This is a genomic window from Lysinibacillus sp. JNUCC 51 (genome assembly GCF_015999525.1).
GTDB lineage: Bacteria > Bacillota > Bacilli > Bacillales_A > Planococcaceae > Lysinibacillus > Lysinibacillus xylanilyticus.
The window spans coordinates 1,661,041-1,683,357 of sequence record NZ_CP065545.1 but is presented as its reverse complement, the minus strand read 5'-3'; the positions used below and the strand labels follow the sequence as shown (position 1 = coordinate 1,683,357).

General features: G+C 37.8%; 18 protein-coding genes. 11 read left to right on the top strand and 7 right to left on the bottom strand.

Annotation, left to right across the window (positions count from 1 at the left end; translation table 11 throughout):
* The first annotated feature begins 1,080 nt into the window (after nucleotides 1–1,080).
* From JNUCC51_RS08330 to JNUCC51_RS08320, 3 genes are all read left to right on the top strand, one after another.
* Entirely contained in the window at nucleotides 1,081–2,160 is a 1,080-nt protein-coding gene (locus JNUCC51_RS08330) for a CAP and S-layer homology domain-containing protein (protein WP_337991597.1), read from the top strand.
* Nucleotides 2,161–2,380: 220 nt separating this feature from the next.
* Nucleotides 2,381–3,292, top strand: a complete 912-nt coding sequence (locus JNUCC51_RS08325) for a C40 family peptidase (protein WP_337991596.1) — start codon at nucleotides 2,381–2,383, stop codon at nucleotides 3,290–3,292.
* A gap of 221 nt (nucleotides 3,293–3,513) precedes the next feature.
* Complete coding sequence (locus tag JNUCC51_RS08320) at nucleotides 3,514–5,427, top strand: N-acetylmuramoyl-L-alanine amidase (protein WP_337991595.1); 1,914 nt, start codon at nucleotides 3,514–3,516, stop codon at nucleotides 5,425–5,427.
* Nucleotides 5,428–5,665: 238 nt separating this feature from the next.
* Here the strand turns inward: JNUCC51_RS08320 and JNUCC51_RS08315 are convergent, their stop codons facing one another.
* The 3 genes from JNUCC51_RS08315 to brnQ all read right to left on the bottom strand — a co-directional run bounded on the left by JNUCC51_RS08315 (nucleotide 5,666) and on the right by brnQ (nucleotide 10,891).
* Entirely contained in the window at nucleotides 5,666–7,660 is a 1,995-nt protein-coding gene (locus tag JNUCC51_RS08315; RefSeq protein WP_337991594.1) for an S-layer homology domain-containing protein, read from the bottom strand.
* Nucleotides 7,661–7,984: 324 nt separating this feature from the next.
* Nucleotides 7,985–9,364, bottom strand: a complete 1,380-nt coding sequence (locus tag JNUCC51_RS08310; protein ID WP_337991593.1) for a S41 family peptidase — start codon at nucleotides 9,362–9,364, stop codon at nucleotides 7,985–7,987.
* Between the two features lie 207 nt (nucleotides 9,365–9,571).
* Entirely contained in the window at nucleotides 9,572–10,891 is a 1,320-nt protein-coding gene (gene brnQ / locus JNUCC51_RS08305) for a branched-chain amino acid transport system II carrier protein (protein WP_337991592.1), read from the bottom strand.
* A 249-nt stretch (nucleotides 10,892–11,140) separates the two neighbouring features.
* On the opposite strand from brnQ, the gene JNUCC51_RS08300 reads away from it, so the two are divergent.
* Genes JNUCC51_RS08300 through JNUCC51_RS08290 form a run of 3 tightly spaced genes read left to right on the top strand, consistent with a single transcriptional unit; the run spans nucleotide 11,141 to nucleotide 13,182 of the window.
* On the top strand, nucleotides 11,141–12,061 hold the full coding sequence (locus JNUCC51_RS08300; RefSeq protein WP_337991591.1) for a C40 family peptidase: 921 nt from the start codon (nucleotides 11,141–11,143) through the stop codon (nucleotides 12,059–12,061).
* Between the two features lie 44 nt (nucleotides 12,062–12,105).
* Complete coding sequence (locus tag JNUCC51_RS08295) at nucleotides 12,106–12,747, top strand: hypothetical protein (protein ID WP_337991590.1); 642 nt, start codon at nucleotides 12,106–12,108, stop codon at nucleotides 12,745–12,747.
* A 33-nt stretch (nucleotides 12,748–12,780) separates the two neighbouring features.
* Complete coding sequence (locus JNUCC51_RS08290) at nucleotides 12,781–13,182, top strand: hypothetical protein (RefSeq protein WP_337991589.1); 402 nt, start codon at nucleotides 12,781–12,783, stop codon at nucleotides 13,180–13,182.
* 169 nt (nucleotides 13,183–13,351) lie between these two features.
* Here JNUCC51_RS08290 and JNUCC51_RS08285 read toward each other — a convergent pair whose 3' ends face one another.
* Complete coding sequence (locus tag JNUCC51_RS08285) at nucleotides 13,352–14,251, bottom strand: accessory Sec system S-layer assembly protein (RefSeq protein WP_100545328.1); 900 nt, start codon at nucleotides 14,249–14,251, stop codon at nucleotides 13,352–13,354.
* A complete protein-coding gene (secA2, locus tag JNUCC51_RS08280; protein WP_337991588.1) occupies nucleotides 14,251–16,614 on the bottom strand; it encodes an accessory Sec system translocase SecA2 in 2,364 nt (787 codons plus the stop codon). Before secA2 ends, JNUCC51_RS08285 begins: the two co-directional genes overlap by 1 nt.
* Before the next feature lie 224 nt (nucleotides 16,615–16,838).
* On the opposite strand from secA2, the gene JNUCC51_RS08275 reads away from it, so the two are divergent.
* From JNUCC51_RS08275 to JNUCC51_RS08260, 4 genes are all read left to right on the top strand, one after another.
* Complete coding sequence (locus tag JNUCC51_RS08275; RefSeq protein WP_100545326.1) at nucleotides 16,839–17,903, top strand: glycosyltransferase family 4 protein; 1,065 nt, start codon at nucleotides 16,839–16,841, stop codon at nucleotides 17,901–17,903.
* Nucleotides 17,904–18,142: 239 nt separating this feature from the next.
* Entirely contained in the window at nucleotides 18,143–18,382 is a 240-nt protein-coding gene (locus JNUCC51_RS08270; protein ID WP_337991587.1) for a hypothetical protein, read from the top strand.
* Nucleotides 18,301–18,852, top strand: a complete 552-nt coding sequence (locus tag JNUCC51_RS08265) for a hypothetical protein (RefSeq protein WP_337991586.1) — start codon at nucleotides 18,301–18,303, stop codon at nucleotides 18,850–18,852. The genes JNUCC51_RS08270 and JNUCC51_RS08265 overlap by 82 nt, the downstream gene beginning before the upstream one ends.
* Before the next feature lie 28 nt (nucleotides 18,853–18,880).
* Entirely contained in the window at nucleotides 18,881–19,093 is a 213-nt protein-coding gene (locus JNUCC51_RS08260) for a hypothetical protein (protein ID WP_337991585.1), read from the top strand.
* Nucleotides 19,094–19,160: 67 nt separating this feature from the next.
* Here JNUCC51_RS08260 and JNUCC51_RS08255 read toward each other — a convergent pair whose 3' ends face one another.
* A complete protein-coding gene (locus JNUCC51_RS08255; RefSeq protein WP_337991584.1) occupies nucleotides 19,161–20,210 on the bottom strand; it encodes an LCP family protein in 1,050 nt (349 codons plus the stop codon).
* Nucleotides 20,211–20,351: 141 nt separating this feature from the next.
* Nucleotides 20,352–20,987: a YigZ family protein gene (locus JNUCC51_RS08250; RefSeq protein ID WP_337991583.1), complete on the bottom strand. Its 636-nt coding sequence runs from the start codon at nucleotides 20,985–20,987 to the stop codon at nucleotides 20,352–20,354.
* A gap of 156 nt (nucleotides 20,988–21,143) precedes the next feature.
* On the opposite strand from JNUCC51_RS08250, the gene JNUCC51_RS08245 reads away from it, so the two are divergent.
* Nucleotides 21,144–22,289 carry a sensor histidine kinase gene (locus tag JNUCC51_RS08245; protein WP_337991582.1) on the top strand — a complete coding sequence of 382 codons (1,146 nt, stop codon included), beginning with the start codon at nucleotides 21,144–21,146 and terminating at the stop codon, nucleotides 22,287–22,289.
* Nucleotides 22,290–22,317 lie beyond the last annotated feature (28 nt).

Sequence of the window (22,317 nt, the reverse complement as noted above, 5' to 3'; positions counted from 1 at the left end):
CGTCAGCTACAATTGTTTTATGTAGCATTAGAGAAACATCAGTTACAGATCTCCCATCTCTATAGGTGATGAGATGAATGCAGTTTTAAGTCACTTTTCATCGGGTGTCCAAACATCCATTGAAATAGAGGAACTCAGTCTAAGAACGCCACGTCCTGTGGCAACGACTGAGTGACCAACATCTTGCCGCTGCAGCTACGCTTTCGCACAAAAAACATCTGTTGGCCCAAAGCCTCCGGCGGATGTCACGGAATCGGAAAGGAGTTCTTAGGGGATGTTAGCCTAAAATCATCGCATCCATGCGATAACGGCTAACTGACCTGCATCGGTGCCGCTGCCGCTACGCTTTCGCGCAAAAAACATCTGTTGCTGCTGCTGCGTTAGCACTACGCTTTCGCACAAAGAACATTTGCAGGCCTAAGCACAAAGCCGATTCCGGACGCAATTATGCCTAGGCATAATTGATTATTATTAATAAGAAGGAGTTTTCCCAATGCATATTTTGGGAAAACTCCTTCTATACTATATAAAACTAATTAATAAAGTTATAGCCTATGAAATTCCCAAAAAAAGTGAAACTTTATCAATGAAGAAATCGTATGTAATAGGGAGTATTATTACAATGTTTGAGGGTTCATTTAACTTCTTTCATCGGGTGTCCAAATATCCGCTGAAATAGAGGAACTCAGTCTAAGAACGCCACGTCCTGTGACAATTTATCTGCGCGAAAGCGAAGCGGCAGCAATAGGTTTTCTTTCTGTCGGAAAGCGAAGCGACAGCAACAACAACAACAACAACACACGACTGAGTGACCAACATCACTTTGGCCCAAAGCCTCCGGCGGATGACACGGAATCGGAAAGGAGTTCTTAGGGGATGTTAGCCTAAAATCATCGCATCCATGCGATAACGGCTAACTGACCTGCATCGTACAGGCCTAAGCACAAAGCCGATTCCGGACGCATTGTTTATCTGCGCGAAAGCAAAGCGGCAGCGGCAAATGTTTTCTGCGCGAAAGCGAAGCGGCAGCGGCAATTATGCCGAGGCATAATTGATACAATATAAATATAGGAGGTAGCCATGTTTAAAAGGATTATAAGTATATTGGTACTTTCAATTGTTTTACAAGCTACAACTATTGGGAATTTATTTGGGATTAGTAAGGCAGACGCGGCATCCACTAAAGCTGTTGATGTGTCTAGTTCATACTGGGCAAGTTCGTCGATTCAACATATGCTATCGAAGCAATATATGACTACATATACAGACAATACATTTAAGCCGGAGCAAGATATTACAAGGGCAGAGGCTGCATCTGCAATTGCTCGGTCTATTCAAACAAACTCAGATACTTCGATTTCATTACATTTCAAAGATGTTTCTGCTTCACATCCATATTACAAGGAAATTCGGAAACTTGTAGAATTAGGTGTTATACAAAACAGTGATGCCTTTCATCCAAATGAGCCTTTAAAGCGTATGGAAGTTGCAAAAATGCTAGCACTAGCCTATCAGTTTAAGGTGGATGATAAGAATAAAAGTAAATTTAACGATGTTACTCGAACACACTGGGCAAAAAACTTTATTGAATCACTAACAGACATGGGGATTATTGGAGGAATTGATTCCAAGCATTTTGCACCCGATAAATTAGTGACACGGGCACAATTAGCAGTTTTTGTTGAACGCAGCATAAATTTTCAGCAAAAAATAAAGCAGCTTGAAGTAGCTTATGATTATTTATCAAAGGATTATATACCAACACTAAATCTTTCGACAGCTTGGTCAAAAGAGGTAATTCGGTTAATTAATGAGGAAAGGGAAAAGAATAACCTAGCGCCTGTTGTCTATGACTCGAAACTGACGCAAATTGCAATTATAAAAGCGCAGGACATGGTTAAACGTAATTATTTTGAGCACGTGTCCCCTTATTATGGCGCCCCTTGGGATTTAGCGACATTATTTGATTATTCCTACACGAGCTTCGGGGAGAATATTGCAAGATATATCAATTCGCCTGAAACAGTAGTAAAAGCTTGGATGCTTTCTCCAAATCATCGAGATAATATTATGAAGGAGCATTATACAAATACAGGTGTTGCAATTTCACAGGATAGCAAAGGAAATTATTATTGGGTTCAAATGTTTTCGAGTCAATAATTGGTTATGTAACAAAGAGTTGCTAATATTACATTTGTGTTACGGATGTTAGAAATAACCAATAAATTTTACCATTTTTAACGCTGATGATGCCAAGAAACGTTGGTATATCAGCGTTTTTATTCATTCTAAAATCGTTACACAATTGAAAAATTAAAATACCACCTTTTATGATAGTCTATTTATAGGCAAAAAAGTTTAGAGGGGGTATAACAAAAGTATGAATAAGAAATGGTTATTACCGATTTTTGCATCTTTCATGTTATTTTCAACAACTCATATAGACTCAGCTGAAGCAGCGACTAAATCAGAAGTCACTGAAACAGCTTCTAAATACTTAGGTACTCCATATAAATACGGTGGGACAACGACAAGCGGTTTTGATTGCTCGGGCTTTACTTCTAAAGTATTCGCAGATTTAGGCATCACATTAAACCGTACGTCAGGCGGTCAATACCAACAAGGAACAGCAGTTGCTAAAAGTGATCTTCAAGTTGGAGATTTACTATTTTTCAATACAAGTGGCAGTGGTATCTCACATGTATCTATATACATAGGTGACGGTAAAATGATCCACTCTCAAACTAATCAAGGCGTTAGTTATTCGAATGTAGACGATCCATATTATTGGGGTTCTCGTTACGTAGGTGCTAAGCGTGTGGCTACATTTGATGAGGAACAAAAAGCTGAAGTAAAGCAAGCAGCGATTGACTTTACAGTATATGCTTCACGTGCGGAAGTTGCTGGGCAAATTGCGAAGGCTTTAAACTTAGATACATCTGATAAAAATAGTGGTTTTATCGATGTAAAACCAACACATGAGCGTGCAGGTGCTATTGCAGCTGTTGCAAAATTAGGTATTTTTGAAGGTGATGTTAATGGTAAATTCAATCCTTCTTCACCAATTACTCGTGCACAAATTGCTAAAGTATTAGTTTTAGCTTTCGGACTTGAGAATGCTAGTCAAGAAGTAACATTTAGTGATGTACCAAAAGATAGCTGGGCTAATGAATATGTTTCTATTCTTGCATCTAACGGTGTTACAAACGGAGATGGCAATGGCCACTTTGGTATGGATGAATTACTAAAAATCAAAGAATTAAAAGTGTTTATCGAAAGATTACAACAATAATTTTTTAGAGAATTTTCATTGATTGCAAGAAAAGATCTTTTAAATAGCTTATAATTAGAGGAGAGTTTGCAATAGCAGACTCTTCTATTTTTATGATAATTTCACAAAAAAGGAAGTGATTCAGAAAAAGAGCCTTGAACAGTGCTAATGTATGATGAATTATTTAGTTAATTTTGTTAGAATGAATACTTTAAGAGAACAGGAAGGGAGGAAATAAGACAGTGAACTTTAAAAAAATTAGTCTTATTTTATGCGTCTTATTCATTTCAGCTTCTATGTTTACTATACATAGTGCAAGTGCAGATACAACTACAAATATAACATTTGCAGATGTAACTAAAAATCACGAAGCTTATGAAGAAATCAATTATTTAGTAAATTTGGGTGTAATACAAGGATATTTTGTAAATGGGAAAAGAGTCTTTGCCCCAAATGAATCTGTAACAAGAGAACAAGTGGCAAAAATGGTTGTCGTTGCCTCAGGGAACAAACCATTAGTCGTGAATAAATCTAGTTTTTCAGATGTAACAGCAGGTACTGAAATGTCCGGCTATATCGAACGTGCCATACAATTAGGATTATTTTCAACGAATACACAAGGCAAGTTCTTACCAAAAAAGCCTATAACTCGTGATGAAATGAGTTATGTATTAACAAAGGCATTTAACTTGGATACAAGTGAATTTGAAAACATCGATTCACCATTTTCTGACGTAGGTATTACAAACCCTTTCGTTAAATATGTAAATACAATTTACTATAATGGTATCACAAATGGAACTGGTGATAAGTACTTACCAAACAATACTGTTACACGTGCACATTTTTCATTATTTGTAGCACGTGCAAAAAATGAGAAATATCGTTTAGAGCTACCTGTTAAAGGGACATCTGTACCTGACACAAAAGAGGTTATAGGGCTTGTCCAAGTGACGACAGATGGTCTAAATATCCGCAAAACGAAGGATAGTTCTTCAGAAGCAAACATTGTTGGCAAAGTCAATAAAGGCGGAAAACTATCAGTATATCAAGTTGAGGACAATTGGTTAAAGGTAACATATAAAGGTGCATATGCTTATATTTATAAAGATTATGCAAAATTTTTAGATGCAAATGGCAATGAATTAGGGACTGTCCAAAAAGAAGTGACAACTAAAGGAGCTATTAACTTATATGTTAAAGCAACCTCGTCGTCAAAAGTAATTTCAACTATTAAAGGTAATGTAAAGTTACCAGTTTACAATACTGTTGGTGGCTATTATTTAACGCAAGTAAATGGTTTACCAGGTTATATTGTAGCGAACAGCACAACAGAAACAGAAGAGCAACCAAATCCAAATCCAAATCCAACACCGACTCCACCTACAGCCTCAGGAGATGTTTTAGGACGAGCTACTGTTGGAAACCTTAATGTCCGTAGTGAAGCAAATACAACTTCTTCCGTGTTATTTAAGCTTAACAAGGGAGACTCTGTAAAAGTTAACGAAATTAAAGGTTATTGGGCGAATATTGAATATAATGGTAAGACAGGTTATGTTCATAAATCCTTTTTAAAATTATTAAATCAAAATGGTAAACCGTTGCAAAATCGTATTATTATCCTAGATCCAGGTCATGGTGGTAAGGATCCAGGCACGGTAATGGGTTCTAACTCTGAAAAGAACATTACATTAAAAGTGAGTACACTTGTTAAGCAAAAGCTTGAAAATGCTGGCGCAAAAGTATACATGACTCGTACTGGTGATACGTATCCTACCTTACAAGATCGAGTAGACTTTACGAATGCAAACTATGGTGAGATTTTCGTAAGTGTGCATGTAAACTCTGCTGCTAATACCTCAGCGCAAGGTACTGAAACATATTATGCTATTTCAACAGGAGATATGTATCAGGAAGATATTGATTTAGCCACATTTGTAAATAATCAAATTGTAAACAATTTAAATATGAAAAATCGTGGCGTTAAAGAACAGCAATATTATGTAATTCGTAATATGATCATTCCATCTATTTTAGTGGAACTCGGCTTTTTAACAAATGATGAAGACCGCAATAAAATGACAAATGATCAATACGTAAATTTATTTGCAGATTCTATTTATAATGGAATTTTGCAATACTACAAAAAACAATAATCGATAAACAGAGAAACTGTCCCAAAGGTGATTGACTCACTTTTGGGACAGTTTTTTATTGTTATGTTTTTTAGTAAGAGAGCCAAAAGGATATGGGCGTGCTATGAAGACTTTTTTAAGTTTATCCATTTAATGAATATTTCAATTTGCATCGGTTTCGGTACAGTTTAGATTTCCTGTACACTTATTCTCATCGAAAAAGGCTGTCCCGAAAATAATCGGAGACAGCCTCTAATTGCTACTTCACGGTATTAATGATTTTAACATAGTCTTTACTGATGTAGGCTGATTCCGGATGGATTTTATCAGAAATTACCTGATACCAGCCATTAGCTTCTATGCCTGTTACAATAATCGGCATTCCAACTTTGTTAAATGTGTAAAGTGGACTTTGACTTGTTGATGCATCTGGACGAACATTTAGGCCAGTTGTTGTCGTAATGCCAATTTTGTATGGATTTTTTGCATCTTTATAACCTAATGCTTTTTCGGCACGGTAGTAGTGTCCGGCAATTTTAGCACCCCAAAATGGATCTGATGCATACTTAACGTTAAAACCGACTGCCTTAGAGCCAACCACTGCACCATTCGTGTAGGGACCACCTGGTGTAATGTAATTTGGCTGCAAGAACTTTTCAACAAGTTCATTAATATTGGCTTTAACACTATCAAAGTGTTTATTTGCTGGATTCGTGTCATATACATATAAACCAAATAAGTTGTTGAGATCTTGAGCCTGGGCACTCATACCATATGCACTCTCATGCTGGGCAAGCGATAAAATTGTCATGGCATTAATGTGAGCATTTGCTTCTATTTCTTTTAATACTTCCCCTAAACCGATTAACTTACTTTTCTTTGTCGCATCCTTATAAAGACTAGCCCCTGAACTTTCAACCTCAGCTAACTTTTGCAAAATGTAATTATTTATTTCCTCTGCTGTATATTGAGTTTTTGCACGCGCAGGTAAAAATTGATAGTAATTATAGGCTTCACCTTTCGAAGAGCCACTAGCATTTGTGAAATTAAAGCCATTCCAGCTAAAGTATTTTTCGCCTTGCTTCATGAAGTCTGGCGCTTTTCCATACACATAGCTAGATGAATATTTGTTTGATTTATAATCATATAAAGTATGTTTAATTTCACCATTCTCGTTCGTATAGTAAGAACGACCCTTACTTAAAGCAGATGGGATTAGTGTGACATCGGCATGTTTTAAATACCCAACATGACCTGCTAAACGAACTTTTACTTGTGTCGCATCACTGCTTAAATACTCCATTTCTGTATTAGCAGCAACAGCGATTTGGTCTTTAATTGTTTCAGATTTTAGTGCTACATAATTATTAGTTACAACATAACCTGATGACATTTTCATAATCTTATCATTGAGTGTAATGACAAGTGTATTTTTTGACAAAGCTTTTTCAGCAGCGTCAAAGCTAGAGAAGGCTTGGTTACCAACAAGAGTGCCATTGGAAATTTCTTTTACGATGAACTTAGTAGAGTCACCATTACCAGTATCACCGTCAGTATTGCCATTGTTTCCGTTGTTTCCGTTATTCCCTGAATTGCCGTTATTGCCGTTGTTGCCATTATTACTAGAGTTACCACCATTATTTTTAACATCGTCAGCTAGATGTATCAAGCGTAGTACAAAAGTAGATGCCTCGCCAATTGTGGCATTATCTTTTGGTAAAAATAAGTTATTAGAGCTACCTTTAATAAGCCCTAATTGTGCACCTATAGCAATGTCTTGGCGGAAGTCTTTAAAAATAGCTGCATTATCGTTAAAAGTGATGGATGACGTACCTTTAGGGATTTTTAGATAATCAACAGCTCTAATTAGCATAACAGCCATATGCTCTCTTGAAATATGTGCATCTGGTTTAAATGAACCATCTGTATAACCTGTGATAATACCAGCAGTAGCAGCTAGCTTAATATCCGTTGCAAATAAATATGTATCTGGAACATCTGTAAAAGTAATAATATCTTTTTTCTTAAGGTTTAAAGCTTTTGATATGTAGGTAGCAAATTCACCGCGTGTGACAGTGTCATTTGGACGATAGCTTCCATTTGCATCTTGCTTTAATGCACCTTTGGAAATTAAATAACGTAGACCACTTTCATGCATATGTCCTGAGAGCTCATCAGCATATGCCATGTTGGGTTGCCAAATGAGCAAGCTAACAAGTGCCATTACCACCGTTATTATTGATAGTTTTTTCATAGTTTTTTTAACCTCCTAAGCTCCTATTATTTTACCAAAGTTGGAGAATTAAGATAAGGGTCAAATGTTAGATATAACATAAAATATACCAACAAAAATTTACCATTAACTATACTTTTGAGCTATGTTTATGGAAATCGATAGAGGCTTTGTAAAACAATGAATCAATTCGGAAGAATAATTTATGTTGAAGGTATTCCATTGTTTTAGTTAAAAGTGTACGAATAGTTGCTGCAGCTTTGAAAAATATGTCCGCACGAAAGCAAAAAAACTCTCTCACCGATATTAAGTTATGAAAGCTACTTAAATGGTGAGAGAGTTTTTTTAATTTTTCATTGTTATACGTTGATAAAAACCTTGCTGCATTTTGTTAGTTTTTTGTGTCTTTGGATGGGCAAGGAGCATATATTCTCGCCCTGCAGATAAAGGTTTTGATGGGGTTACAATTAATGAATGGCCATCTACTTTAGCTGTAATAGGCACTTCATTACCACCTAAAGCAATTAGCTGAATCTTATCCTCAGATATTTGTGAAGAAAGTGCAAAAGGTACTTTCACAGTTAATTTTTTAGTATCCGAAACATTTTTTAAACTTGCAAGCTCTTTATAATCTGTATACTGTGCTTTAATTGCATCATAATGTGCCTGGAAAATAGGAGCAGTCTTTGTTTGGATGTTCGGTTTTACCCCAACGTCATTAATTGTTTTCCCTAATGGACCTGTAAAATTACCGATTGTAAGCTTTAAATAGCTACCATCCTGCAGTTCAAAAAAGCCTTGCATACAGCCTTTTCCATATGTAGTTTCTCCATATAATATAGCAGATTGCTGATCTTGTAATGTTGCTGCTAACATTTCAGAGGCGCTAGCACTATAGCGGTTTACGAGAATACGTGTATCAGCTGGGAATTTTTCATTTTGATTGACTGCACGTACTTTATATGAGGCATGTGCTTCTTCCAGTAAAAAGGCAATTTTCGCTTTTGGGAAAAGCCCTGTAATCTCCTGAGCCGTTGTTACATAGCCTCCGCCATTGTTTTGTAAATCCAATATAAAAGAAGTTGCGCCACGCTGTTTTAACTGAACTAGCGCATCCTTTACAAGCTTTGCACCATCTTCTGAGAAGGATGACATAGCAATATATCCAACATTCCCAAATAGTAATCCAGATTCCACATTCGGTAATGTGAATTTCTTTCTTGTAATGGTTGAAGTAGAAGTAGTACCATCTGCATGTCGCAGTGTCACTTCTATTTTAGTGTTTTCATCACCAACTAATAGGGATGAGGCTTCTTGAGTCGAGCTTCCTGCTACGGATTGCCCGTTAATGGCAATAATAGTGTCTCCAGCAACTAAACCAGCATCAAAGGCACCGCTATTCTCAAACACTTGTAAAATATGAATGCCATCTTCATGCTCTTCCATGATTACACCAATCCCAATTGTTGAAAGTTCGATGCTATTGATAAATTCCTCAAATTCCGTTTTCGTAAAATACGTAGAATAAGGATCTAGCATATCGATAATTTCAGGAATTGTTTTAGCTTTTTGCAAATCACCATGGATAGTTCCAACATAATTTTCCTCAATAATTCCCTTAATTTCCTTTACAAGCTGTTGTTCATTGCTTGCAGCAGAAGCATTTGTAAATGGAAAGATGAAAAAGCTTAGAACGAATACAAAAGACCACAATACTTTTTTCATAGGACACCTCTTTTCAAATTATCTTTATTATACATGAATTTCCATATAACCGTTAATATTAAAAGAAAGGGATTACCTACAAAAAAAGAATCTGCTAGCCTTTTGCGAAAAAGAAAGTTTATGCAAGATTCCTAGACAGTCGTTGTCTACAAGAAGCTTGAGACTTATTCGCAAAAAGAAAGCAGATTCTAATTAGATGAAAAACTTTTATTTTTTTATTAGCTTATGAATAATAAAGCCGATAAGCGCTCCGATTATTGCAGGTACAAACCATGCCAAACTTTGCTCGTATAATGGTAAAGCTTTTAAAATGTTCACATAAGGTGTGATTGTAATTTTCATTTCCTTTAAACCATCATTCAGACTAACGAAGAATGTAGGAATTAATGCTAAAATGTATACAATTTTTCCACCTTTAAAGAAGTTATCGAAAAGCGACAGAACCATTAACACCATCGCTAGCGGATAGATGATTAATAATACAGGTAGTGATGCGCTAATAATTGTAGAAAGACCTACGTTTGTTATAGCGGCACTGAATATTGTGAAAATTACTAAAAACGTTTTATACGAAACTTTAGGAAATAGTTTATTGAAAAATTGAGCATTAGCAGTCAGTAAACCTACAGCAGTAGATATACACGCTAGTAAAATTGTTGTTGATAATATGATACTTCCAAGATTACCAAAAAGGGCTTCAGCCGACTTCGCAATAATAGTACCACCATTATCAAAAGTACCAATTGCATCAACACTAGTGTTACCAATTTGTCCAAGTGAGATATAGACAAATGATAAGCCAAGAGCGGCAACAATTCCCGCGAAAATTGTCGTTTTGACTTGCTTTTTAGTATCTGACATACCCATGTCGCGCAATGCTTGCAAAATAACAATTCCGAAAACAAGTGCACTTAGTACATCCATTGTTAAGTAGCCTTGAACAAAGCCTTCTGTCAACGGTGACGAAGTGTATTTTCCAATAGCTGCCCCTGGTTCACCCATTGGGGAAATAAAGCTTTTAATCGCTAAAAGTAAAATAACGGCTAAAAGAGCAGGCGTTAAAATTTTCCCTACACGATCGACAAGCTTTGAAGGGTTGATAGCTAAGAAAAGTATAAAGGCAAAAAATATTACAGAAGTAATGAAAAGTGGTGCCCAATGATCAGTTGCTGCCTCTGGGAGAAATGGGGCGATCGCAATTTCATAGGATACAGAACCTGTACGGGGTACTGCGAAAAATGGTCCAATCGCTAAATAAACGACTGATGTAAAAATAACACCAAAGGTAGGGCTGACACGATTAGCAAGTATTTGAAGATCGCCACCTGCTTTCGCAATAGCAACAATTGCCAATAACGGTAATCCAACACCTGTTATTAAGAAACCAATCATTGCTGTCGTTATATGTTCACCAGCTTGTTGACCTAATAATGGGGGGAAGATAATATTTCCAGCACCTAAAAATAAGGCAAATAATAGTAAACCTACTGCCAAATTTTCCTTGATGAAATGCAAAATATTTTTCATAAAAATTAAAACTCCTTTAAAATTGAAAAGATTAAACTTTCTAAAAATTTTAAATACAGAAGTGTATGTTATCATACGAATACTAATCTTGCAATTAATATTCTATTATAATTTGTAAGAATCTGTCGGAATCGGTAAGATTCATAAATTGTTTGAAAAATAGTCACTTTTTCCGATATCTGATTTTTAAAATATCTAGTATGATAGACACACAAGGAAATATTTTAGCACGAACGGAGGCAAATTGATATGAAAAAGACAAAAAAATTAAGAATCCTTGCTTTAAGCACTATTGCTACTTCTTTTTTAGCATTACAGACTGCAGAAGCAGCTACATATACCGTGCAAAAAGGAGATACTTTAGCTAAAATCGCTTCAAACCATAAAGTAACAGTACAAGACATAAAAACTTGGAACAATTTAAAGAATGATATGATTTATGTCGCACAAAAGCTTGAAATTTCAAACTATGCTACTAATGACACGGTAAAACCTTCAAATCCATCAACAACAAATCCATCAACAACAAAACCGACAACACCATCAAAAACGACAGCTGTTTCCCATACAGTAGTGAAAGGCGATTCATTATCCAAAATCGCTAAGCAATATAATGTGACAATAAAGGAAATTAAAGACTGGAATGGACTAACGGCAGACACTATCTACATTGGACAGGTGTTAAAATTATCTTCAGAGTCTTCAGTATCCGAGAGTGAAACAGTACATAATAACGGAACTTCAGGTGCGGGAACATCATCAGGAACGTCTAAAGATTCTACAGCTAATGGACAAGCTGTTAATAAGAAAACAGTAGATGTAGCTAATTCATTAGTAGGAACACCATATCTCTACGGTGGCAACACACCTGAAGGTCTAGATTGCAGTGGCCTTATTTACTATGCCTTTAATCAAGGTGGTTTAAAAATTGGAAGAGAAAGTAGCGAAGGATATTTTAACGGTAATACAACACAAGTTAACAATCCGATAGCGGGAGATTTAGTGTTCTTCCAAAATACGTATAAAGACGGTATTTCTCATATGGGAATTTATATAGGTAACAACAAATTTATCCATTCCGGGACAGACGGTGTTGAAATTTCGGACGTTACATACTCTTACTGGTCTACAAGATTAGTAGCTTATAAACGATTCGACGCAATAAAATAAAGTAAAAGCGATTTTTGCAAATACATGCAGAAATCGCTTTTTTCATGGAGCTAGTCAGGATCGATGAAAGGAGATCAACACCTTTACGGGAGAGATGTGAATACTCGCGCGGGGAGATCGAATACTCGCGGAGGGGAAGGAAATACTCGCGGAGGAGGAGTGAATACTCGCGAAGTGGGAGTGAATACTCGCGCGGTGGGAGTGAATACTCGCGGAGTGGGAGTGAATACTCGCGCGAGGGAAGGAAATACACGCGGAGAGGGATCGAATACTCGCGGAAGGGAAGGAAATACTCGCGAAGGAGAATCGAATACTCGCGGAGGGGAAGGAAATACTCGCGGAGGAGGAGTGAATACTCGCGCGGGGGGATCGAATACTCGCGGAGGAGGAGTGAATACTCGCGGAAGGAGAGTGAATACTCGCGCGGAGGGAGTGAATACTCGCGCGGGGAGAGTGAATACTCGCGGAGTGGGAGTGAATACTCGCGGAGTGGGAGTGAATACTCGCGCGAGGTGATCGAATACTCGCGGAAGGTGATCGAATACTCGCGGAGGGGGATCGAATACTCGCGCGGAGGGAGTGAATACTCGCGGAAGAGGAGTGAATACTCGCGCGAGGTGATCGAATACTCGCGGAAGGGGAGGAAATACTCGCGCGGAGGAATCGAATACTCGCGAGGGGAGTGAATACTTGCACGGAGGGAGTGAATACTCGCGCGAGTGATCGAATACTCGCGTGAGGAGAGTGAATTCTCGCGGAGTGGGAGTGAATACTCACGCGAGTTGATCGAATACTCGCGGAAGGGAAGGAAATACTCGCGAAGGGTGATCGAATACTCGCGGAAGAGGAGTGAATACTCACGCGAGTTGATCGAATACTCGCGGAAGGGAAGGAAATACTCGCGAAGGGTGATCGAATACTCGCGGAAGAGGAGTGAATACTCGCGCGAGTTGATCGAATACTCGCGGAAGGGAAGGAAATACTCGCGAAGGGTGATCGAATACTCGCGGAAGGGAAGGAAATACTCGCGAAGGGGAATCGAATACTCGCGGAAGAGAAGCAATAATCGGAAGGCAGAGAAATACCCAACAAGGGAAGTAAATACCCACGCAAGGCAATAAAAAAATCCCTTCTTTCTATGAAAAAAGAAGGGATTTCAATATTTATTCCGCATTAACGGGCAGTAATTTGTACCGAAAGCGAAGCGTCAGGTACAAGTCTCTCCTTCAAATGCAGGGAGATTAACTGCCCGTATAATCGGATTGGTGAAGTACTGATTAAAGTTTCATTTTATTGTGTTACGCGTGCTGTCCAACGAGAAAGGTCGGCATCTTTTGCGTCAACAAGCTCTGCAGGGAAGACAAATGTCCAAGGCTTTGTTGAGTTCGGTTGTACAGATAAAACCGGATCCATTGTAAATGAACCATTAGCGATTTGTTTACCTGTTGCATCTATAATTTCTAGCGGTAATTGTTCTAGATTAATAGCTTTATTGTGTCCATTACGGATAAAAATCGATACATTGAGATTGCCATTATCAGCTAGTTTTGCTTGTAAGCCAGTGAAGTTTACTTCAGTTTCACCTAACTTTGGTAAAGTATCGACGATTTTGGCTAGCTCTTCTTTTTGAGCTGCAGGTAATTGTTTTTCCCATGATGGATCTAATTCTAATTGATGACCACGAAGGGAAACAAGATTGAAGGCAATTTTCCAACCATCTTCAGGAACTTCATCTACTTTAATTGTAGATTTTTCAAATTCAAACACCCATGGGCGAGCGCTTTCTGCTGGAATTGTGCCAAGTGCTTTAAAATCGAATTTTTTAGATGCTACAAGCTCATCATTTTTATCCATGATGAAAAGCTCAATTTCTCCTAGCTCGATTGCTTGTGCTAAGGATGAGCGGAAAAATGCACGAACAAGCCATTTACCAGAGCGTTTGCTTTCTTCAATACTAATAGAAGAAAGAGATAATTGATTTGGTTTCAATGGTTCTAGCTCATTTGCAAGGAAGTTGAAAATGTATTTTTGCTCCTGTGGTACATCCCAATCTGGATGGAATGAAAGTTTTGTCTCAACATCGCGATTGTCGCCTGAATTAGTTGAAGCGTTTCCTAGTAAGTCTTTTGAGTCAATTGTGTTTTCTTGAACGATTTTGTCTGATTTTTTAAAGAATGAAAATAAGCCCATTATTGTACCTCCTGTTGTGCTTCAATTGTTTTCATGAAGCCAGTAATCTCTATAATAATAGAACGACGTAATTCTTGGAAATTCTTACCGAATAACTCAAGTCCTTCACGTTGGTAAATTCGCATTGGATCTTCTTGTTGGTAATGACGTAAACCAATACCTTCTTTTAAATGAGCCATTACCTCCAAATGTCTCACCCAGCCACTATCTATGTGACTAAGCATGATTTGTGGAAGAACAGCTATTACTTGTTCATTTTCAGCGAATTGCTCTATACGATTGAGCAGTTCTTGTTCAGCAGGTTGAATGTCAGCTAAAATTTGTTTTACTTTGCCCACTTCTCGGTCAATTGTGACAGGTGTAATGAAAAGTGAGTTAAGTGAGCTCTCCATTTGATCATAATCCCATTCAATGGAACTAATTTCTTCTGGTGCGGAGTCAAGAACAGCAAACTCAACCGTTTCACGAAGCATTTTTTTAAGCTCGCCCATCAAGTCTTCCCCAGCTAAGATTTTGTCTCGTAGACCATAAATAACTGTACGTTGGTCGTTGATAACATCGTCTAATTTTAGGTTGTATTCACGCATACCGTATTGGGAGCCCTCAACAATTCGTTGTGTACGGTTAATGAGTTCTTGAGCATCTTTATTTTGAATAATGCCGTCTTCGTTGACAATCATTTTTGCTGAGAATTTTTCAACTTCGTCTTTTGCGTAACGGCGGAACATATCATCTTCAATAGAGAGAATGAAGCGGCTTTCACCTACGTCGCCTTGACGACCTGAACGACCACGTAGCTGATTATCTACACGGCGGCTTTCATGCTTTTCGGTACCGATGACATATAGACCACCAAGTGCATGAACTTCATCGCCTAATACGATATCTGTACCACGACCAGCCATGTTGGTAGCTACAGTAATACGACCTTTTTGACCTGCTTGAGAAATAAGCTCAACTTCTTGTTCCACTGTTTTTGCATTTAGTAATTGGAATTTTAAGCCTGCTTTTTTCAAGGAATCAGCAACTGTTTCAGATTGCAGTATTGACGTTGTACCAATTAAAACAGGTTGTCCCTTTTCGTGACGACGTTTAGCTTCAGCTGCCACATACTTATACTTATCTTCTTGTTTGTTGAAAATAATATCAGGCTGATCGACACGTTGACGAGGACGGTTTGTTGGAATTTGAATAACTTCCATGCCGTACACTTCTCGAATTTCTTTTTCCTGTGTTTTCGCAGTACCCGTCATCCCAGAAAGCTTCGGATACATACGGAAATAGTTCTGAATTGTGATTTGTGCCTGTGCTTTATTTTCTTCAGTAATCGTTACACCTTCTTTAGCTTCAATCGCTTGATGTAAGCCATTAGATAGTGAACGACCTTCTAAAATACGACCTGTGAACATATCAACAAGCTCGATTTTGTCATCCTTTACGATGTAATCAACATCACGTTCAAACATGACATGTGCACGAACTGCTTGGATAACATAATGGAAAAGTGATTGGTGCTCTAAGTCATACAGATTATCTATATTGAATGCAGCCTCAACCTTTTCAATACCTTTATCTGTTAAGGAAGTAGCTTTCGTTTCATCATCAAAATCATAATCTTCATCTTTTTTAAAGCGTTTTGCTAACATAGATGCGATGCGATGTAATTCATCGTTAGATGGCATTTTACCAGCGATAATCAGTGGTGTTTTTGCCTCATCAATAAGCACACTATCTACTTCATCAATAATGGCGAAGTGATAAGGACGCTGTACTTTATCAGCTAAGCTATATGCCATATTGTCACGCAAGTAATCGAAACCGAATTCAGTCCCGACACCATATGTAATATCTGCATTATAGGCTTCCTTTTTTTCGTCTGCTTCCATCATTGGTAAATTTAAACCAACTGTTAAGCCAAGGAAACGGTGAATCTGTCCAACGAGCTCATAGTCACGTTTAGCTAAGTAATCATTAACAGTAATAACATGAACACCTTTGCCTTCTAATGCACGTACATATGAGGGAAGGGAAGCAACAAGCGTTTTACCTTCACCTGTAGGCATTTCAGCGATATTGCCTTCAGTTAAAACAAGACCACCAATAAGCTGCACGTCAAAATGACGCATTCCTAATACACGTTTTGAGGTTTCGCGTACAACAGCAAATGCGTCTGGGATGATGGATGTAATAGGCTCACCTTGTTGTAAGCGATCTTTGAAAATAAAAGTCATTTCTCGTAATTCCGCATCTGACTTGTTGACATATGTTTCTTCGAGATTATTAATTTGTTCTACTATTTTATAGTAGCGTTTCAATTGACGAGCACTTGTTTGCTCTTTATTACTTTTGAAAATTGAGAACATGGATATACGCTCCTTTAAAGTTGTCTAAATGCTAGACACTACATTATTCTATCAAATTTTACGAAAGGTGACTACATTTGGCATGTAGCATTCTTCCAATCTAAAAAAAGAGGGATAATATTTGTGAAATGGTGGAAAATAAATAGAAAAAGTATATTTCGGCGACTGTTCGTGCTATAATCAATTTGGATTTAAATGTAGATTATTTTTTGAGGAGGAGAGACATGCTCTACGTGTCTATAATAGCAGCTTTTGTTGCTTCAATTTTGTTAACTCCACTAGTTAAACGATTAGCGTTCAAAATAGGTGCTGTCGACGCACCGAACTACCGAAAAGTACATGCACGAATTATGCCAAGACTTGGGGGATTGGCGATCTTCCTTTCTTTTTTAATAGCTGTAGCTATATTTCAGCCGATTTTGATAATCAATGAAAATGGTAGTAATTTTTTACTTGCAATTATTATTGGTGCTTGCATTATCGTAGCAACAGGTGTCGTAGATGATATGCGTGAAATTTCCGCAAAGGCAAAATTAGTTGGCCAGCTTATTGCGGCACTTATCGTTATTTTTGTAGGTGGCATTCAAATTGATATGATTACCTTGCCATTTGTAGGTGAGTTAAATTTTGGAATGCTAAGTATCCCTTTGACAATTCTTTGGATTGTTGGAATTACAAATGCCATTAATTTAATCGATGGCTTAGATGGTCTAGCGGCAGGTGTTTCAACGATTGCCCTTATTACTTTAGCTATCATGGCAATTATTATGGGGAATATGTTTGTTTTAGCAATCGCAGCCATTTTAGCAGCATCAACATTTGGATTTTTATTTTACAATTTCCACCCAGCGAAAATCTTCATGGGTGATACAGGAGCCTTATTCCTTGGCTTCATGATATCAGTGCTCGCGTTGCTTGGATTTAAAAATGTTACAGTCGTTTCATTAATTATCCCAGTTATCATACTAGGTGTGCCGATTTCTGATACATTCTTTGCGATTGTACGTCGCGTGCGTATGAAGAAAAAATGGTCTGACCCAGATAAATCACACTTACATCACCGTTTACTAGATATGGGCTTCACACATCGTCAAACAGTACTCATTATTTATGGGATTGCCATCATGTTTGGTTTAGCAGCCATCATCTTCTCAATGGCGAAAGTATGGGGTGCGATTTTACTAGTTGCAGTTATTTTAACAGCCATTGAAATATTTGTTGAAGTCATCGGACTAGCAGGTAAAAACTATAAGCCGTTATTGAATTTTGTACGGATATTTAATAAATAATAAAGTGAAAGCAATCATACATTTTTGTGTGATTGCTTTTTTTGTCGACATTTTTTAGGGCGATTTTAGAGGGATAACCGCGGGAGGGAAGCGGATACTCTAGCGAGGGGAATAGGATACTCGCGGAGGGCGTGAGAATACCAGCGAAAGGGAAGAGAATACTCGCGGAAGGCATGGGAATACCCTCGCGAAGGGTATGAGGATACTCTAGCGAAGGGAAGCGGATACTCGCGGAGGGCATGAGAGTATACTCGCGGAAGGAAGAGGAATACTCGCGGAAGGAAAGCGAAATACTCGCGGAAGAGAAGAGAATACTCGCGAAAGGAAAGCGAATACTCGCGGAAGGCATGGGAATACCCGCGAAAGGGAAGTGGATACTCGCAGACTCGCGGAGGGCATGGGAATATTCTCGCGAAGGGAAGCGGATACTCACGGAGGGCATGAGAATATCCTCGCGAAGGGAAGCGGATACTCGCTGAAGGTCGAGGAATACTCGCGGAAGGAAAGCGAATACTCGCGGAAGGCAGTGGAATACTCGCGGAAGAGAAGCGAATACTCGCGAAAGGAAAGCGAATACTCGCGAAAGGAAAGCGAATACTCGCGAAAGGAAAGCGAATACTCGCGAAAGGAAAGCGAATACTCGCGGAAGGCAGTGGAATACTCGCGGAAGGCAGTGGAATACTCGCGGAAGGCAGTGGAATACTCGCGGAAGGAAGAGGAATACTCGCGGAAGGAAGAGGAATACTCGCGGAAGGAAGAGGAATACTCGCGGAAGGAAGAGGAATACTCGCGGAAGGAAGAGGAATACTCGCGGAAGGAAGAGGAATACTCGCGGAAGAGAAGCGAATACTCGCGAAAGGAAAGCGAATACTCGCGAAAGGAAAGGGAATACTCGCGGAAGGAAGAGGAATACTCGCGAAAGGTTGAGGAATACTCACGGAGGGCATGAGAATATCCTCGCGAAGGGAAGCGGATACTTGCGGAGGGCAGAGGAATACTCGCGAAAGGGAAGAGAATACTCGCGGGAGAGAAGCAAATACTCGCGAAAGGAAAGCAAGTACCCGCTAGAAGCAGAGATATCCTTGGAAGATAGAACGTTCAAGCAAGAACGTTTTGAGAAGCTAGGCACTGTGCCTGTAGATGAAAGTTGCTTTTGCTATATAATTTATCTGAATGATCTATCTGTCTAATATGATTTCATAAAAAAAGCCTTTCCACGATTTGAAAGTGGAAAGGCTATAAGATTTATTGAGCTAGTTAATTTACGGAAGTTTCTTCACTTGAATCACTATCAGAATCAGTATCGTTGTTTGTAAGGCTTGATGAAGTTTTATCTAAGCCAAGATGGTTTTTCAAAGTTTCTGATATTTCATTAACAGATTCTTGATTTAATTGATAGTAATATATACCAGTAGACATATCATCAGAACCATCTAATGTTAATGTGTCAATGCGTGGTACACCACCTGATAAATAAGATAAGAAGGATTTCATTTCATCAAATGTCATATCAGTCTTCATGTTATTACCAAGTGCCTTAATGACATCATCGTATTTTGTGATAGAACTAGCGGAAGCGACTTTTGTGATAATTGCTGAAAGAATTTCTTGTTGACGTTTACCACGTTCAATATCGCTATCTTGTTTACGTGTTCTTGCTAGTGCAAGTGCTTCACTACCGTTTAAATGCTGCATACCTGGTTTCAGGTTGATTGTAAACTTGTCGAATTCGTCTAATTCATGTAAAGCATAAGGTACTTCAGCTTCAATGCCGCCTAATGCATCGACTACATCAATAAAAGCATTGAAGTTCATGCGTACATAATAGTCAATTGGAATATCTAATAAATTTTCAACTGTCTTGATTGTTGTCAGTGTACCACCCATAGCATGTGCATGAGTAATTTTATCTTTATATCCTACTTTAGGAATATAAACGTAAGAATCACGAGGAATACTTAGCATTTTAATTGTATGAGTTTTATTATTTAATGTAGCTAAAACTAGTGCATCGGAACGTGAATGATCAGAACCTTGCCCACGATTATCACTATCGTCAACACCGACAAATAAGATAGATACATTATCATGTATTGGCTCTACTTTAGTTTCACGGAGTGCAGAGACTTCGCGGCCTTCTAATTTTTCATGTGCTGAGTCTGCGGCATGTTCCACTTGTTTAGTAAGGTAAACACCATAAGCAGTTACACAAATTGCTAAACTAGCTATGAGAAGTAGAGAAACTTTTATAATTAAGGAAGCTTTAGAAGACCTTTTTTTGTACTTTTTAGTAGCTTTATTTTTCATTTATATTCTCCTCTAAGTTATGGGGATTATAATACGATAAAACTAAATTTTATTCATATACAAGTAATAATATGCAGTTGATAAAATTAGCTTAACGTTAGAATTATACTATGCATATTTTGTTTAGGCAATTAAAACTATTTATCTCACAAAAAATTCAATAAATTGCGCATTCTCGAAAGTAATGTTTGCTTGTCCGTTTGTCATTTCTGTTACCCAGTTTCGGAACTGTTCTTCTTCCTCTTTTAACACGGATACAATAATTTCGACGCCTTCTAAATAGCGAATTTCCTCTAAAGTATACGAAGAACCTCGAATTTCATTTTCAACTTTGCCAAGCCATGTGTAATCAACGGTAATTTTCATAAGATGATGTAGCTTGCGTTCGACAATCTGTGCAGCAAGTAAACCTTCTGTTGTCGCTTTTCCGTACGCACGAATAAGACCGCCACCGCCAAGCTTAATGCCACCAAAGTAACGTGTAACGACAACGACCGTATCCTTTAACCCCTGTTTTTTTAGGACCTCTAACATAGGGACGCCAGCCGTGCCACTAGGTTCCCCGTCATCATTGGCTTTTTGTATATGGTCATGCTCCCCAATAATATAGGCTGAACAATTGTGTGTTGCGTTATGATGCATTTTTTTTATGCGTTCAATAAAAGAAATTGCATCCTCTTCCGTTTCTACACGTTCTATATAAGTAAGGAAGCGAGATTTTGAAATAACAATTTCACTTTCTCCATATCCTTTTACTGTTAAATAGTTTTCTCTCATCAGTATCAATCTCCTTTAAGGTAGAGTTCTATTCTATAATTTTCATAAAGAAAAAGCATTAAATTTTAACATGGGGATGCTATAATAGGTGTAGACTATGTAATTGGTCTATTGAAATAGTAAGTAATCATAAGACATTAGACTGGGGAGTATACTATGTTTTCAAATGATACCTTCGATTTAAAGTCGCTTGATGACATATTTAATCGAATGTTAGAAACAATCATGAGCTCAAAAGATGATATCTTTATTATAAGCGAACAAAGCCGAAGAAGCTTCGAAGATATGAAAATAGAGCTAGAAATTGTTCGAAAACAAGTTTCAATTGTTATTGATGAAGGCGATGCTTTAGAAAAAAGTACACAGCTTGCTAAGCAAAGACTTGTGTTGGTGAGTAAAGCTTTTGATAATTATACCGAAGAACAAGTTAGAGAAGCGTATGAAACTGCACAAGATTTTCAAGTGAAGCTCTCAGTTATTAGAACACAAGAAAAGCAGCTCCGTGATAAAAGAGATGATTTAGAGAGAAGATTAAGAGCGTTACTCGATACGATTGAACGTGCGGATCATATTGTCAATCAAGTAAATGTCGTTTTGAATTACTTAACTTCAGATTTAAAAAATGTTGGTTTAGCACTTGAACAAGCAAAAATGAAACAAGATTTTGGTATACGTATTATTGCAGCACAAGAAGAGGAGCGCAAGCGTCTATCTAGGGAAATTCATGATGGACCTGCTCAAATGCTAGCAAATGTACTAATGCGCACTGATTTAATAGACAGAACGTATCGTGAAAAGGGCATTGAATATGCTTTGGCTGAAATGGCTGATTTAAAGAAAACGGTACGAAATGCATTATCAGAGGTGCGACGGATCATCTATGATTTAAGACCAATGGCACTTGATGATTTGGGAATTGTTCCGACATTAAAAAAATACTTATCGACAGTGACTGAATATAATCCTGGTGTTGACGTTCATTTCCAATCGAGAAGCAACGAAAAACGTATACCATCAAACTATGAAGTATCTATTTTCCGTTTAGTGCAAGAGTGTGTTACAAATGCCATGAAGCACGGGAAATGTAAGGATATTTGGGTGAAACTTGAGTGGTTGAAAGATTCCGTAAATATCGTTATAAAGGACGATGGCATAGGTTTTGATCCACAGAAGGTTAAAGAACATTCCTTTGGGATTTTAGGTATGAAAGAACGTATCGAAATTTTGGGTGGTACAATCTCAATTAAAAGTGAGATCAATCGAGGTACGACGGTATTATTTAAAATTCCGTTAGAAGTATAGTAAAATGATTGTTGGAGAAATTTAGGGG

Bases quoted from the DNA above. Each gene is read 5' to 3' on its own strand.
- JNUCC51_RS08325 (WP_337991596.1), top strand. From the start codon at position 2,381: ATGAATAAGAAATGGTTATTACCGATTTTTGCATCTTTCATGTTATTT.
- JNUCC51_RS08245 (WP_337991582.1), top strand. From the start codon at position 21,144: ATGTTTTCAAATGATACCTTCGATTTAAAGTCGCTTGATGACATATTT.
- JNUCC51_RS08310 (WP_337991593.1), bottom strand. From the start codon at position 9,364: ATGAAAAAAGTATTGTGGTCTTTTGTATTCGTTCTAAGCTTTTTCATC.
- JNUCC51_RS08250 (WP_337991583.1), bottom strand. From the start codon at position 20,987: ATGAGAGAAAACTATTTAACAGTAAAAGGATATGGAGAAAGTGAAATT.
- JNUCC51_RS08300 (WP_337991591.1), top strand. From the start codon at position 11,141: ATGAAAAAGACAAAAAAATTAAGAATCCTTGCTTTAAGCACTATTGCT.
- JNUCC51_RS08270 (WP_337991587.1), top strand. From the start codon at position 18,143: ATGAGAGTATACTCGCGGAAGGAAGAGGAATACTCGCGGAAGGAAAGC.
- JNUCC51_RS08295 (WP_337991590.1), top strand. From the start codon at position 12,106: ATGGAGCTAGTCAGGATCGATGAAAGGAGATCAACACCTTTACGGGAG.
- brnQ (WP_337991592.1), bottom strand. From the start codon at position 10,891: ATGAAAAATATTTTGCATTTCATCAAGGAAAATTTGGCAGTAGGTTTA.
- JNUCC51_RS08265 (WP_337991586.1), top strand. From the start codon at position 18,301: ATGGGAATATTCTCGCGAAGGGAAGCGGATACTCACGGAGGGCATGAG.
- JNUCC51_RS08285 (WP_100545328.1), bottom strand. From the start codon at position 14,251: ATGGGCTTATTTTCATTCTTTAAAAAATCAGACAAAATCGTTCAAGAA.
- JNUCC51_RS08275 (WP_100545326.1), top strand. From the start codon at position 16,839: ATGCTCTACGTGTCTATAATAGCAGCTTTTGTTGCTTCAATTTTGTTA.
- JNUCC51_RS08330 (WP_337991597.1), top strand. From the start codon at position 1,081: ATGTTTAAAAGGATTATAAGTATATTGGTACTTTCAATTGTTTTACAA.
- JNUCC51_RS08255 (WP_337991584.1), bottom strand. From the start codon at position 20,210: ATGAAAAATAAAGCTACTAAAAAGTACAAAAAAAGGTCTTCTAAAGCT.
- secA2 (WP_337991588.1), bottom strand. From the start codon at position 16,614: ATGTTCTCAATTTTCAAAAGTAATAAAGAGCAAACAAGTGCTCGTCAA.
- JNUCC51_RS08315 (WP_337991594.1), bottom strand. From the start codon at position 7,660: ATGAAAAAACTATCAATAATAACGGTGGTAATGGCACTTGTTAGCTTG.